The sequence below is a fragment of the Streptomyces sp. NPDC050423 genome, from assembly GCF_040655445.1.
Classification (GTDB): domain Bacteria; phylum Actinomycetota; class Actinomycetes; order Streptomycetales; family Streptomycetaceae; genus Streptomyces.
The window spans coordinates 81,407-94,726 of sequence record NZ_JBFAJY010000028.1; the positions used below are offsets into that span (position 1 = coordinate 81,407).

10 protein-coding genes are annotated in these 13,320 nt (G+C 71.1%); 8 read left to right on the top strand and 2 right to left on the bottom strand.

The window, feature by feature from the left end:
- Positions 1-170: 170 nt before the first annotated feature.
- Both AB0I52_RS21260 and AB0I52_RS21265 read left to right on the top strand, forming a co-directional pair.
- The gene (locus tag AB0I52_RS21260) at positions 171-1,325 is read left to right on the top strand and encodes a DUF3103 family protein (protein WP_363074768.1); all 1,155 of its coding nucleotides are present in this window, start codon (positions 171-173) and stop codon (positions 1,323-1,325) included.
- A gap of 279 nt (positions 1,326-1,604) precedes the next feature.
- Positions 1,605-2,102, top strand: a complete 498-nt coding sequence (locus AB0I52_RS21265; protein ID WP_363074770.1) for a phospholipase — start codon at positions 1,605-1,607, stop codon at positions 2,100-2,102.
- Between the two features lie 114 nt (positions 2,103-2,216).
- Here AB0I52_RS21265 and AB0I52_RS21270 read toward each other — a convergent pair whose 3' ends face one another.
- The gene (locus AB0I52_RS21270) at positions 2,217-2,960 is read right to left on the bottom strand and encodes an alpha/beta hydrolase (protein ID WP_363074771.1); all 744 of its coding nucleotides are present in this window, start codon (positions 2,958-2,960) and stop codon (positions 2,217-2,219) included.
- A gap of 470 nt (positions 2,961-3,430) precedes the next feature.
- On the opposite strand from AB0I52_RS21270, the gene AB0I52_RS21275 reads away from it, so the two are divergent.
- The 6 genes from AB0I52_RS21275 (at position 3,431) to AB0I52_RS21300 (ending at position 12,556) form a co-directional block, all read left to right on the top strand.
- A complete protein-coding gene (locus AB0I52_RS21275; protein ID WP_363074773.1) occupies positions 3,431-4,231 on the top strand; it encodes a TIGR03084 family metal-binding protein in 801 nt (266 codons plus the stop codon).
- Between the two features lie 35 nt (positions 4,232-4,266).
- The gene (locus AB0I52_RS21280) at positions 4,267-5,982 is read left to right on the top strand and encodes an acyclic terpene utilization AtuA family protein (RefSeq protein WP_363074804.1); all 1,716 of its coding nucleotides are present in this window, start codon (positions 4,267-4,269) and stop codon (positions 5,980-5,982) included.
- Positions 5,979-7,577, top strand: a complete 1,599-nt coding sequence (locus tag AB0I52_RS21285; RefSeq protein WP_363074775.1) for a carboxyl transferase domain-containing protein — start codon at positions 5,979-5,981, stop codon at positions 7,575-7,577. Before AB0I52_RS21280 ends, AB0I52_RS21285 begins: the two co-directional genes overlap by 4 nt.
- A 107-nt stretch (positions 7,578-7,684) precedes the next feature.
- Entirely contained in the window at positions 7,685-9,652 is a 1,968-nt protein-coding gene (locus tag AB0I52_RS21290) for a biotin carboxylase N-terminal domain-containing protein (protein ID WP_363074777.1), read from the top strand.
- Positions 9,649-10,809 (top strand): acyl-CoA dehydrogenase family protein, encoded by a 1,161-nt coding sequence (locus AB0I52_RS21295; RefSeq protein ID WP_363074779.1) that lies wholly within the window; start codon positions 9,649-9,651, stop codon positions 10,807-10,809. The genes AB0I52_RS21290 and AB0I52_RS21295 overlap by 4 nt, the downstream gene beginning before the upstream one ends.
- Positions 10,810-10,960: 151 nt before the next feature.
- Positions 10,961-12,556, top strand: coding sequence for a 4-coumarate--CoA ligase family protein (locus tag AB0I52_RS21300; protein ID WP_363074781.1), 1,596 nt, complete (start codon positions 10,961-10,963; stop codon positions 12,554-12,556).
- Positions 12,557-12,616: 60 nt separating this feature from the next.
- Here AB0I52_RS21300 and AB0I52_RS21305 read toward each other — a convergent pair whose 3' ends face one another.
- The gene (locus tag AB0I52_RS21305; RefSeq protein WP_363074783.1) at positions 12,617-13,150 is read right to left on the bottom strand and encodes a hypothetical protein; all 534 of its coding nucleotides are present in this window, start codon (positions 13,148-13,150) and stop codon (positions 12,617-12,619) included.
- Positions 13,151-13,320: the final 170 nt, after the last annotated feature.

Genomic DNA, 13,320 nt, shown 5'->3' on the forward strand with positions numbered 1-13,320 from the left:
CAGTGGCCAGTAGCCGAACCTGAAGATCTTGGCGCTCAGGAGTTTGGATATGTCATGTGCGGTACATCTTTTTCCTGCGGGTCTATGCGAGTAGACCTCCAGATCTACTCGCATGGACGGACCCGCTGTCACCCCCTGAATTGCCACGACTCATTCAGCAGGAGACCGCCTTGACCACATCAACACCCCTGCGCACCACCCTGATCGGGATCGCGCTGGCCGCAACCGTCCTGTTACCCCTCCAGGGCACCGCGTTCGCCGGACAGTACGACCGGGACGATTCCGCCGCCACGCCGGTGTCGTCGGTCGCCGGTATCGAGGACGCGACCGCGCGTTCGCTCGCAGTGGCCCTCACCGATCCGGCCTGGGGGAGACAGGTCCGGGACGCGGCGCTGGCCGCCGACTCGGTGGACCTGCGGGCGCTGACCCGCGCGTCAACCACCGTCGCCGGTACACGCCTCGCGCCGCGGGTAGCGGCGGCCGACCGGGGCGTCCGCGCTGCGAAGGGGCTGGGCGGACGGGCCGGTTCGCTGCTGCGGGTCGGCCTGGCGGACGCGTCGATGAAGGCCTCGCTCAAGGGCGGGGTGGCCCCCTTGGTGGCCGCCGCGCCGTCCGACGACGACGCGTCGACGTTCACCGCGTACGACAGTGAGGGCGCCGCCCACGAGCTGTCCCTCGCCGCCGCCCCGGACCGGCCCGTCTACCTCGTCGACGTCGACGGCGCCAAGGCCATCACCGAGGGCCTGAAGGTCGTCAACGAGGCGCTGGAGGCGAACGGCCTCGACGTGCCGGTCCCGGCCGCCCGGCTGAACGTCGCCGCTCCGGCGGTCGGCGAGGGGATCGACACCACGCTGATCAACTCGGTTCGGCTCTCCGACGACAAGGAGCCGTGGATCAAGGGTGACGCCGAGATCTTCACCCTGGTGACCGGCTTCGGCAAGGACGGCAAGCCGCGCGTCGACACCGTCGAGATGCCGTACCTGAACAAGGACGCCACCACGTACTACCCGAACCAGGTCCTCGTGAACTGGTCGAACTACAAGTACGAGATGGCCGACGCGGTCATGATGGAGGACGACGGCGACACCAACTACCAGGCGCTCGCCAAGGCCATCGTCACGGCCCTGCTGACCATCACCGACCAGGGGGTGTACATACCCCTGGCCGACGCGCTCCTGGACGCCATCCCCACGTCCTGGTGGACCGACGACCCCGACTACGTCGACTCCTGGTACACCCTGGCCAAGGCCACCAAGGGCACGCGCAACGGCGCGGCGGCCAACGGATGGATGAACGTGTCGCCCTACCACGTGGCGGCTCTCTGACCGCTGGTGCCTGTCCCCCCTCGCGCCCGGGGCGGCTCTCCTCCTGGAGAGGCCGTTCCGGGCTCGGCCGTGCTCCGCGCTCACAACTCATCGTCCCAGCTCAGAAGGCATTTTTCGTATTTCCTCCCCCGCTTCCGGCCTCATCTCGACCGAAACGGCGGGGCTAATTGACGAAAGTGCCGCACTCGCCATGTACATGACGGCATCCTGGTGCTGCCTCGTGGGACCCACGAGGCGCACAGCTACAGCAACTCCCCCCACACCTACCGGAGGTTGTACATGCGTCGCCGCTTCGCCACCTTGCTCGCCACGGCCGCCCTGTCGCTCCCGCTCGCCCTGCTGCCCGCCGTATCCGCTTCCGCCGCCCCAGCGGACAAGCCCCAGGTCCTCAGCTCCTGGACCCAGACGAGCGCCTCCAGTTACAACGCCTGGAACGCCGCCCGCAACAACCAGGGCGCCTGGGGCGCGTACGGCTTCGACTGGTCGACGGACTACTGCAGCAGCTCGCCCGACAACCCGTTCGGCTTCCCCTTCCAAACGGCCTGCGCCCGCCACGACTTCGGGTACCGCAACTACAAGGCCGCCGGCACGTTCTCCGCCAACAAGGCCCGCCTGGACTCCGCCCTCTACGCGGACCTCAAGCGCGTCTGCGCCGCCTACTCCGGCGCGAAGCTGACCTCGTGCAACGCCACGGCCTGGACGTACTACCACGCGGTGGACATCTTCGGCATCGCACCGGCGAAGGCGGGCGCCGGCAGAGTGGCCCAGTCCGCCTGACCCTGCCCCATGACCGGGAGGCTCGGGCCAGTCCGATTGCGGTCCGGGCCTCCGCCACCGCCCCCACGCTCTCGCCGACCGTGCGGGGCGGTGCCGTTCCTCGTCCGCCCACGGTCAGCTCGCGGTCTTCAGCATCTTCGTGACCGCCGTGACAATGACATCCGGGCGGTCGTTGGCGATGTCGTGCGAGCTCTTCGCGGCGGTCACGAGGTCGCGGTTCGGGGCCTCCTCCACGAACTTCTGCTGGGCGTCGCGCCAGAGCTGGGCGTCGTCGGGGGTCTCGAAGGGGGTCTTCTCCGAGGCGATGGCCGTCGCCGGGACGCTCTGGGGCCAGGAGACCTTGTGGTACGCGCGGTGCATGGGGCCGTAGCCGTCAGCGGTGGCGAGCAACTGGCGGATCTGCTGCGTCGAGGGCTGGTCCTTGAGGGCCTCCACCTGGGCCTTGTTCGCGGCTTCGGTCTTCGCCGTTTCCTCGTCCGTGTAGAACTGGGGCAGACTTCCGTCGACAAGGACGGCGCCCGTGAGCCAATTCGGGTTCTCGTTGGCGAAATACGTGGCGACCTCGCCCGCCTGGGAATGCGAAACCAGGATCACGTCATGGGTGATTCCCAGCTCCGTCAGTCCGGCCTTCAGATCGGATACCGCGTTCTCGACTTTCCACGCCCCGGGAACCTCGTCGCTCTTTCCCATTCCGGCCCGGTCGTACGTGACGACCATGGAACCGGTCCTCTTCGCCAGTTCGGGCGCCATCTTCTTCCAGTACGACGAGTCCTCGCCGCCACCCGCGTCCAGGACCAGGGCCGGCAGGCGGCCGGGTGTGACGTGGAAGGCCAGGCTGTGGTCACCGTTCTCGACCATGCGGAGGGACGCCGCTGCGGCGGGCGTCGACGGCTTCGCGGCGGCCGGGCTCCTGGAATTCGTTGTCGGAACGCCCGAATACATCCAGTATTCGGGCGTCCCTCCGCCTTGCGATGCACCGCATCTGACGCCGCGCGCTGTTCCACCAGCAATTGCGGGACAGCCCTTAGGATTCACGTGAACGGCTGGGGACGGAAAGTCTTGGCTGTGTCCGGCGGGTCCGGTGGGGCGCCCCTTCGGACATCACCAATACTTCTCGGCATCGCATTCCCGGTCGATGGGGCTGCCCGCCCGCTACGTGACTGCCTCAGGCCCCCGGTGGCAGTGGAGGCAGACCCCCGGTGCCGGGTACCTCCGGGGCAGGAGCCCGGGAGGCACCGCGCGGCAAAAATAATGCAAGCATGCTTGATTGTTTTCTGTCCCGCTGGCAGGCTCCGGGGCACACCGCCACGCCCCGAGGGGAGCGCACCGTGTCCGATGCCTCAGCCGTGCTCGACGATCTGCGCAGCGAGAGCGAGGAACTCGACCTGCTGGTAGCGGGGTTGAGCGCCCCGCAGTGGGCCGGGGCGACACCGGCCGCGGGGTGGACCGTCGCCCATCAGGTGGCCCATCTGAGCTGGACCGACGAGGTGGCGCTGCTCTCCGTGACCGACCCCGGGCGGTTCGGGGACGAGGTCGCGCAGGCGCTGCGGGACCCCGAGGGCTTCGTCGACGAGGCCGCCGCCGCCGTCGTGGCGGCGTACACCCCCGGCGCCCTGCTCACCCACTGGCGCACCGGGCGCGAGCGCCTCCAGGAGGCCCTGCGGGCGGCCCCGGCCGGGACCCGGTTCCCCTGGTACGGGCCGCCGATGAGCGTCGCCTCCATGGCGACCGGGCGGCTCATGGAGACCTGGGCGCACGGCCAGGACGTGGCCGACGCGCTCGGTGTCACCCGTACCCCCACCGCCCGGCTGCGGCACGTCGCGCGGATCGGGGTAAAGGCCCGGGACTACGCCTTCCTCGTCCGGGGGATCGAGGCGCCCGGAGAGGAGTTCCGGGTGGAACTGGAGGGCCCTGACGGAGAGTTGATCGCCTACGGGCCCGAGGGCGCCGCCCAGCGGGTCACCGGGCCGCTGCACGACTTCTGCCTGCTCGTCACCCAGCGCGCCCACCGCGACGACCTCGCCGTCCGGGCCGAGGGGGCCGACGCCGAGGTGTGGCTGGGCATCGCGCAGGCCTTCGCCGGGCCCGCCGGACCCGGACGCGCCCCGCGGCGGGGGACCGGGAAGTGACGGACGCGCCCGCGCCCGCGCCGCACGTGACGGACGTGCCCGCGCCGCTGCGGATCGGCAACGCCTCCGGGTTCTACGGCGACCGCTTCGACGCCGTGCGCGAGATGCTCACCGGCGGCCCCCTCGACGTCCTCACCGGCGACTACCTCGCCGAGCTGACCATGCTCATCCTCGGCCGCGGCCGGCTCAAGGACCCCTCGCGCGGCTACGCCACCACCTTCCTGCGCCAGCTGGAGGAGGGCCTCGGGCTCGCCAGGGAGCGCGGGGTGCGGATCGTCACCAACGCCGGCGGGCTCAACCCGGCCGGACTCGCGGACGCCGTACGGGAGTTGGCCGACAGGGTCGGCGTGCCGGTGCGTGTCGCGCATGTCGAGGGCGACAGCCTCCCCGTACCCGACGGCTACCTCACGGCCAACGCCTATCTCGGCGGCGACGGCATCGCCGCCTGCCTGCGGGCCGGCGCCGACGTCGTCGTCACCGGCCGGGTCACCGACGCCGCGCTCGTCACCGGGCCCGCCGCCGCCCACTTCGGCTGGGGACCCGAGGACCACGACGCGCTCGCCGGCGCCGTCGTCGCCGGGCACGTCCTGGAGTGCGGCACCCAGGCCACCGGCGGGAACTACTCCTTCTTCCGCGGCCACGACCTGCGGCGGCCCGGCTTCCCCGTCGCCGAGATCCACGCCGACGGCACGTCCGTCATCACCAAGCACGACGGCACGGGCGGCGTCGTCGACGTCGGTACGATCACCGCCCAACTTCTGTACGAGACCGCCGGCGCCCGGTACGCCGGACCCGACGTCACCGCCCGCCTCGACACCGTACGACTGGCGCAGGAGGCCCCGGACCGGGTCAGGATCTCCGGGGTGCGCGGTGAGGCCCCGCCGCCCACCCTCAAGGCCGGACTCACCCGGCTCGGCGGCTGGCGGAACGAGGTCGTCTTCGTGCTCACCGGGCTCGACGTCGAGGCCAAGGCGCAGCTCGTCCGGGGCCAGTTCGCGGACGCCTTCGACCGCGCCGGGCGCCGGCCCGACGCGGTGCGGTGGGAGCTCGCCCGTACCGACCGGGCTGACGCCGCGACCGAGGAGACCGCGAGCGCCCTGCTCCGGCTCGTCGTCCGCGACCAGGACCCGGACGCCGTCGGGCGGGCCCTGTCCGGCGCCGCGATCGAGCTGGCCCTCGGCAGCTACCCGGGCTTCCACGTCACCGCCCCGCCCGGAAAGGGCGCGCCCTACGGGGTGTTCGAGGCCCGCTACGTACCGGCGGGAGAGGTGACGCAGGTGGCCGTGCTCCCGGACGGGCGGCGCGAGGCGCAGGGACCGCCCGCACGGACGCAGGCCCTCGCGGACGTCGAACAGCCCGCACTGCCCGAGCCGTTGGCCGCCGGTCTGCCCACGCGCAGCGCACCGCTCGGGCGTCTCGCGGGCGCCCGCAGTGGCGACAAGGGCGGGGACGCGAACGTCGGGGTGTGGGTGCGGAGCGACGAGGCGTGGCGGTGGCTGGCCCACGAGCTGACCGTCGGGCGGTTTCGCGAGCTGCTCCCGGAGACCGCCGCGCTCACCGTCGTACGCCATGTCCTGCCCCACCTGCGCGCCCTGAACTTCACCGTCCACGGGCTGCTCGGCGAGGGCGTCGCCGCCCAGCACCGTTTCGACCCGCAGGCCAAGGCGGTGGGGGAGTGGCTGCGCTCGCGCCACCTGGAGATACCCGTGGCCCTTCTGGGCAGCGCCGACGCACCGGAGGTGCACGCATGACCGTCCTGCCCACCGGGCTCGACACCGCGAGCCCCGAATACAGCGCGAACCGCACGGCCATGCTCGACAAGCTCGCCGAACTGGACGCCGCGCACGCCAAGGCGCTGGAGGGCGGCGGCGAGAAGTACGTCGAGCGGCACCGCGCACGCGGCAAGCTGCTGGCCCGCGAGCGCATCGAGCTCCTGATCGACGAGGACAGCCCGTTCCTGGAGCTGTCGCCGCTCGCCGCCTGGGGCAGCGACTACACGGTGGGGGCCTCGCTCGTCACCGGGATCGGGGTGGTCGAGGGCGTGGAGTGCCTGATCACCGCCAACGACCCGACCGTACGCGGCGGCGCCTCCAACCCCTGGACGCTGAAGAAGGCCCTGCGCGCCAACGAGATCGCCTTCGCCAACCGGCTGCCTTGCATCAGCCTCGTCGAGTCGGGCGGCGCCGACCTCCCCTCGCAGAAGGAGATCTTCATCCCCGGCGGGGCGCTCTTCCGCGACATCACGCGCCTTTCGGCCGCCGGTATCCCGACCGTGGCCGTCGTCTTCGGGAACTCCACGGCCGGCGGGGCGTACGTCCCCGGAATGTCCGACCACACCGTCATGATCAAGGAACGGTCCAAGGTGTTCCTCGGCGGTCCGCCGCTGGTGAAGATGGCCACCGGCGAGGAGAGCGACGACGAATCACTCGGCGGCGCCGAGATGCACGCCCGCACTTCGGGCCTCGCCGACCACTTCGCCGTCGACGAGCAGGACGCCCTGCGGCAGGCCCGCCGCATCGTCGCCCGCCTCAACTGGCGCAAGGCGCACGGCGATCCGGGCCCCGCCGAGCCGCCGAAGTACGACGAGGACGAGCTGATCGGCATCGTGCCCGGCGACCTGAAGGTGCCCTTCGACCCGCGCGAGGTCATCGCCCGGCTGGTCGACGGCTCGGACTTCGACGCGTTCAAACCGCTCTACGGGACCAGCCTGGTCACCGGCTGGGCACGACTGCACGGCTACCCGGTCGGGATCCTCGCCAACGCGCAGGGCGTGCTGTTCAGCGAGGAGTCGCAGAAGGCCGCCCAGTTCATCCAGCTCGCCAACCAGCGCGACATCCCGCTGCTCTTCCTGCACAACACCACCGGCTACATGGTCGGCAAGGAGTACGAGCAGGGCGGCATCATCAAGCACGGCGCCATGATGATCAACGCCGTGTCGAACTCGAAGGTCCCGCACCTGTCCGTGCTGATGGGCGCCTCCTACGGCGCCGGGCACTACGGCATGTGCGGCCGGGCGTACGACCCGCGCTTCCTGTTCGCCTGGCCCAGCAGCAAGTCCGCCGTCATGGGCCCGCAGCAACTGGCCGGGGTGCTCTCCATCGTCGCCCGCGCCTCCGCCGCCGCGAAGGGACGCCCGTACGACGACGAGGCCGACGCCGGGCTGCGGGCCATGGTCGAGCAGCAGATCGAGTCCGAGTCCCTGCCGATGTTCCTGTCCGGCCGGCTGTACGACGACGGGGTCATCGACCCGCGCGACACCAGGACCGTCCTCGGGATGTGCCTGTCCGCCATCCACACCGCACCGGTCGAGGGCGCCCGCGGCGGCTTCGGCGTCTTCCGGATGTGAGGACCCCCTTTTGCGGCTGAACCGCCGCCGCTCTCGCGGAGGTGGTTGCTCGCCGTCGGGGTTCCTCAATTGATGGTTGCGGTCTTCTAGCGGAAAGGGTTCTGTCCTTGACAGCCACTATTCACTCACTCATCGTCGCCAACCGGGGCGAGATCGCCTGCCGGATCTTCCGCACCTGCCGCGCGCTCGGTATCGCCACCGTCGCCGTGTACTCCGACGCGGACGCCGACGCGCTCCACGTACGGGAGGCCGACACCGCCGTACGGTTGCCGGGGTCCGCCCCCTCCGATACGTATCTGCGCGGCGATCTCGTCGTGGCCGCCGCCCTCGCGGCGGGCGCCGACGCCGTCCACCCCGGGTACGGCTTCCTCTCCGAGAACGCCGGGTTCGCCGCCGCCGTGCGGGACGCGGGGCTGGTCTGGGTCGGGCCGCCGGTCCGGGCCATCGAGCTGATGGCGTCCAAGACCCGCGCCAAGGAACTGATGGCCGCCGCCGGCGTCCCGCTCCTCGCCCCCGTCGACCCGGCCGAGGCCCGCGCCGAGGACCTGCCGCTGCTCCTCAAGGCGGCTGCGGGCGGCGGCGGCCGGGGGATGCGGATCGTCCGCGAACTCGTGGATCTGGAGAGCGAGTTGACGGCAGCGGCGGCCGAGGCGCGGTCCGCCTTCGGGGACGGGGAGGTCTTCGCCGAGCCGTACGTGGAGCGCGGCCGGCACGTCGAGGTCCAGATCATGGCCGACGGGCACGACGGCGTCTGGGCGCTCGGCACCCGCGACTGCTCCCTCCAGCGCCGCCACCAGAAGGTCATCGAGGAGGCCCCCGCACCCGGTCTCGACGACGGGCTGCGCGACCGGCTGCACGCCGCCGCCGTCGCCGCCGCACGGGCCGTCGGCTACCGGGGCGCGGGCACCGTCGAATTCCTCGTCACCGACGACGGGCGGCCGTACTTCCTGGAGATGAACACCCGCCTCCAGGTCGAACACCCCGTCACCGAGGCCGTGTTCGGCCTCGATCTCGTCGCGCTCCAGCTGCGCACCGCCGAGGGCGAACCCCTGCCGTCCGCCGCGCCCCCGCACCCCGCCGGGCACGCCGTCGAGGCCCGGCTCTACGCGGAGGACCCGGCCCGCGACTGGCAGCCACAGACCGGAGCACTGCTCTCGCTCGACGTACCGGAGGAGCCCGGCGTGCGCCTGGACACCGGATACACCGGCGGCGACACCATCGGCGTGCACTACGACCCGATGATCGCCAAGGTCATCGCCCACGCCCCCACCCGCACCGAGGCCGTACGCCTCCTCGCCCGCACCCTGGAACGCGCCCGCGTCCACGGCCCGGTCACCAACCGTGACCTGCTCGTCCGCTCCCTGCGCCACCCGGACTTCACGGCGGCCCGCCTGGACACCGGCTTCTACGAACGCCACCTGAAGGCGCTGACCCCCGCACCCGAAGAGGCGGCCGTCCGGCTGGCCGCCACCGCCGCCGCCCTCGCGGAGGCGGCCCGCAACACCACCGCCACCGCAGGCGTCACCCGCTTCGGCGCCTGGCGCAACCTCCCCTCGCAGCCCCGCCGCAGGCGCTACCGCAGCGAACCGGACGGCAGCGAGCACGAGATCACCTACCGCACCACCCGTGACGGGTTCGCCGTCCCCACGGAGGGCGTCCGCGTCGTCTCCGCGAGCCCCGGCCGCGTCACCCTCGAAACGGGGGGCGTCACCCGGCACTTCGACGTCCACGGCCACGGCGACCGGCGGTACGTGGACACGGCCACCGGCTCGTACGCCTTCACCGCCCTGCCCCGCTTCACCGACCCCGCCGTACGGACCGAGCCCGGCTCCCTGCTCGCCCCGATGCCCGGCACGGTGGTCCGCCTGGCCGAGGGGCTGGCGGCCGGGTCCGCCGTCGCGGCCGGGCAGCCGCTGATCTGGCTGGAGGCGATGAAGATGGAGCACCGCGTCCTCGCCCCCGCCACGGGCACCCTCACCGCGCTCCACGCCGCACCCGGCCTCCAGGTGGAGGTCGGCGCACTGCTCGCCGTCGTCACGGACGACGCATCCGCACCTGTTGAGGAGACCGCATGAGCACCGTCCTCGAAACCGAAGAGCACCAGGCCCTGCGCGCCGCCGTCGCCGCCCTCGGCAAGCGGTACGGACGCGACTACATGGCCGCCGTCGTCCGCGACGGCGCCCACCCCCACGAGCTGTGGGCGGAGGCCGCCAAGCTGGGCTATCTCGGCGTGAATCTCCCCGAGGAGCACGGCGGCGGAGGCTGCGGCATGGCGGAACTCTCCATCGTGCTGGAGGAGTTGGGGGCGGCGGGCTCGCCGCTCCTCATGATGGTTGTCTCGCCCGCCATCTGCGGCACCGTCATAGCCCGCTTCGGCACCGACGAACAACAGCGGCAGTGGCTGCCCGGCCTCGCGGACGGCAGCCTCACCATGGCCTTCGGGATCACCGAGCCGGACGCCGGTTCCAACTCGCACCGGATCACCACCACCGCCCGCCGCGACGGCGAGGAGTGGGTGCTCACCGGCCGCAAGGTCTTCGTCTCCGGCGTCGACATCGCCGACGCCACGCTCATCGTCGGCCGCGCCGAGGACGCCAGGTCCGGCAAGCTGAAGCCCTGCCTCTTCATCATCCCGCGCGACGCACCCGGCTTCCAGCGCTCGCACATCGACATGGAACTCCAGGCGCCGGAGAAGCAGTTCGAGCTGGTCCTCGACGACGTACGGCTGCCCGCCGACGCGCTCGTCGGCGACGAGGACGCGGGCCTCCTCCAGCTCTTCGCCGGGCTCAACCCGGAACGCATCATGACCGCGGCCTTCGGCATCGGGATGGGCCGCTACGCGCTGGGCCGCGCCGTCGAGTACGCGAAGACCCGCCAGGTGTGGAAGGAGCCCATCGGCGCCCACCAGGCCATCGCGCACCCCCTCGCCCAGGCGCACATCGAACTCGAACTGGCCCGGCTGATGATGCAGAAGGCCGCCCGGCTCTACGACGACGGGGACGACGTCGGCGCGGGCGAGGCGGCGAACATGGCGAAGTACGCGGCCGGGGAGGCGTGCGTGAAGGCCGTCGACCAGGCGGTGCACACCCTCGGCGGCAACGGCCTCACCCGCGAGTACGGCCTCGGCTCCCTCATCACCGCGTCCCGGGTCGCCCGGATCGCACCGGTCAGCCGGGAAATGATCCTGAACTACGTATCCCATCAGTCCCTGGGTCTCCCCAAGTCGTACTGACAGCCGCCATTCTGTCCCTCCACGCCGTACGGGACCCGCCCCCAGGGTCGCGGGTCCCGGCCCGGCGCCGCACGCCACCTCTCCACGCGCCGTACGGAGCGGCCCGTTCCCGCCGCCGCCCCGCCAATCCGCATCGAAGGGACTCCCCGCCATGGTGCACGTGTTCCGGAGCGACTACCCCGACGTCCAGCCACTCGACACAGCCATCCACGACGCGGTGCTGGGCCAGGCCGCCGCGGAGTACGGCGACACGGTCGCCCTGATCGACGGTACGGACGACAGCAGCCGGCTCACCTACCGGCAGCTCGACTCCTTCCACCGGAAGATCGCCGCGGGGCTGGCCGCCGCCGGTCTCGTCAAGGGCGACGTACTCGCCCTGCACAGCCCGAACACCATCGCCTACCCGGCCGTCTTCTTCGGCGCCACCCGGGCCGGGGCCACCGTCACCACCGCCCACCCGCTCGCCACGGCCGAGGAGTTCGCCAAGCAGCTCCGCGACTCCTCCGCGCGCTGGATCGTCACCGTCTCCCCGCTCCTGGACACGGCCCGCCGCGCGGCCGAACTCGCCGGCGGCATCGAGGAGATCTTCGTCTGCGACCAGGCCGACGGGCACACCTCGATCCTCGACCTGCTCACCACCACCGCCCCCGAACCGATGATCACCATCGACCCGGCCGAGGACATCGCCGCGCTGCCGTACTCCTCCGGCACCACGGGCGTCCCCAAGGGCGTCATGCTCACCCACCGCTCCATGGCCACCAACCTGGAACAGCTGCGCCCCTTCGTCCCCATGGGCGCCGGCGCCCGCATCCTGGCCGTGCTCCCCTTCTTCCACATCTACGGGCTGACCGCCCTGATGAACGCGCCGCTGCGGACCGGCGCCACCGTCGTCGTGCTGCCGCGCTTCGACCTCACCCAGTTCCTGACCGCGATCGAGACGCACCGCATCACCGGCCTGTACGTGGCCCCGCCGATCGTGCTGGCCCTCGCGAAGCACCCGGTCGTCGACCGGTTCGACCTGTCCTCGCTGGAGTACATCGTCAGCTCCGCCGCCCCGCTCGACGCCGAACTCGCCGCCGCCTGCTCCCGGCGGCTCGGACTGCCGCCCGTGCGCCAGGCGTACGGGATGACGGAGCTCTCGCCCGGCACCCACGTCGTCCCGCTGGCCGCCGAGAACCCGCCGCCCGGGGCCGTGGGCACCCTGCTGCCCAACACCGAGATGCGCATCGTCTCGCTCGACGCCCCCGGTGAGGACGCCGGAACCGGCACCGACGGCGAGATCCTGATCCGCGGCCCCCAGGTGATGAAGGGCTACCTCGGCCGCCCCGACGCCACCGCCGCCATGATCGACGCGGACGGCTGGGTGCACACCGGCGACATCGGCCGGGTGGACGACGAGGGCTGGCTGTTCGTCGTCGACCGGGTCAAGGAACTCATCAAGTACAAGGGCTACCAGGTCGCCCCCGCCGAACTCGAAGCGCTGCTGCTCGGCCACGCGTCCATAGCCGACGCCGCCGTCATCGGCGTGTACGACGAGGACGGCAACGAGGTCCCCAAGGCCTGCCTGGTCCGCCACCCGTCCGTCGCCCCCGCGGACCTCACGGCGGACGACGTCATGGCGTACGTCGCCGAGCGCGTCGCCCCGTACAAGAAGATCAGGCAGGTCGAGTTCATCGACGCCGTACCGCGCGCAGTCTCCGGCAAGATCCTCCGCCGCGAACTGCGGGACAGGGAGAAGCAGCGATGACGGAGCCGCAACCTGCAATGTTGTGGACCGCGACCACCGGTCGGAGCATGTGTGGGGTGTCTACGTGTCCGACACCACGGAACGGAGCCGCGGGTCGACCTCGCCGAGTTCCAGGTCGGATCGGTACGGCCGGTCGCTGAGGCGTTCGACTGCCTGGCGGAGTTGCGTCGGGTCCGCATTGAAGTCCTGAATTGGGAAACCGACGTACCCGATTCTCCTGAGAGAGTGGAGAACATCTTTCCCGTCTCTCGGAGCGAACCATGTTCCCTTGATACGAGGGCTGCTCTGCGATAGTCGGACAATTAAAACGTTATCCGCTTTCAGGACGCCGTCGTATTTTGTGCTGAAGACGTATCCATGGAGAACGCCGAGGTGGGAGACGTGCTCCCAGGGGATTTGGAACGGGGGCCATCCCGGCTTGTCTACAGACAGGCCGGTGCCATCGATCGACAAGCTTGCATATTTTGCCCGAACATTCCTCGCGGAGGCTCGCATGACGAGCAGCAGCGGCAGGGCCACGAGAAGGCCAAGCGGCCATGCGGCGATAAGCGTCATAAAGGTGCCAAATGCCATGAATAGGAACCAGAAGATCATGAATGGCCCCGGGAGGCGCTTGCGCCAGCTGACTTTTGCTCTGAATCGTACTTCTGGTGGGCCGGGTAGGGGCGGGTGCGGGGGTGGGGTTGTGTGGGTGGTGGGGGGTTTTGTTTTGGCTGGTCCGCGGGTGAGGACGAGGTTGCTGGCTGCGTTGACCGATCGGGCTC

What these genes read in the sequence shown, in the direction of transcription:
- AB0I52_RS21265 (WP_363074770.1), top strand. Translation starts at nt 1,605, where the DNA reads ATGCGTCGCCGCTTCGCCACCTTGCTCGCCACGGCCGCCCTGTCGCTC.
- AB0I52_RS21270 (WP_363074771.1), bottom strand. Translation starts at nt 2,960, where the DNA reads ATGGTCGAGAACGGTGACCACAGCCTGGCCTTCCACGTCACACCCGGC.
- AB0I52_RS21285 (WP_363074775.1), top strand. Translation starts at nt 5,979, where the DNA reads ATGACCGTCCTGCCCACCGGGCTCGACACCGCGAGCCCCGAATACAGC.
- AB0I52_RS21295 (WP_363074779.1), top strand. Translation starts at nt 9,649, where the DNA reads ATGAGCACCGTCCTCGAAACCGAAGAGCACCAGGCCCTGCGCGCCGCC.
- AB0I52_RS21300 (WP_363074781.1), top strand. Translation starts at nt 10,961, where the DNA reads ATGGTGCACGTGTTCCGGAGCGACTACCCCGACGTCCAGCCACTCGAC.
- AB0I52_RS21305 (WP_363074783.1), bottom strand. Translation starts at nt 13,150, where the DNA reads ATGATCTTCTGGTTCCTATTCATGGCATTTGGCACCTTTATGACGCTT.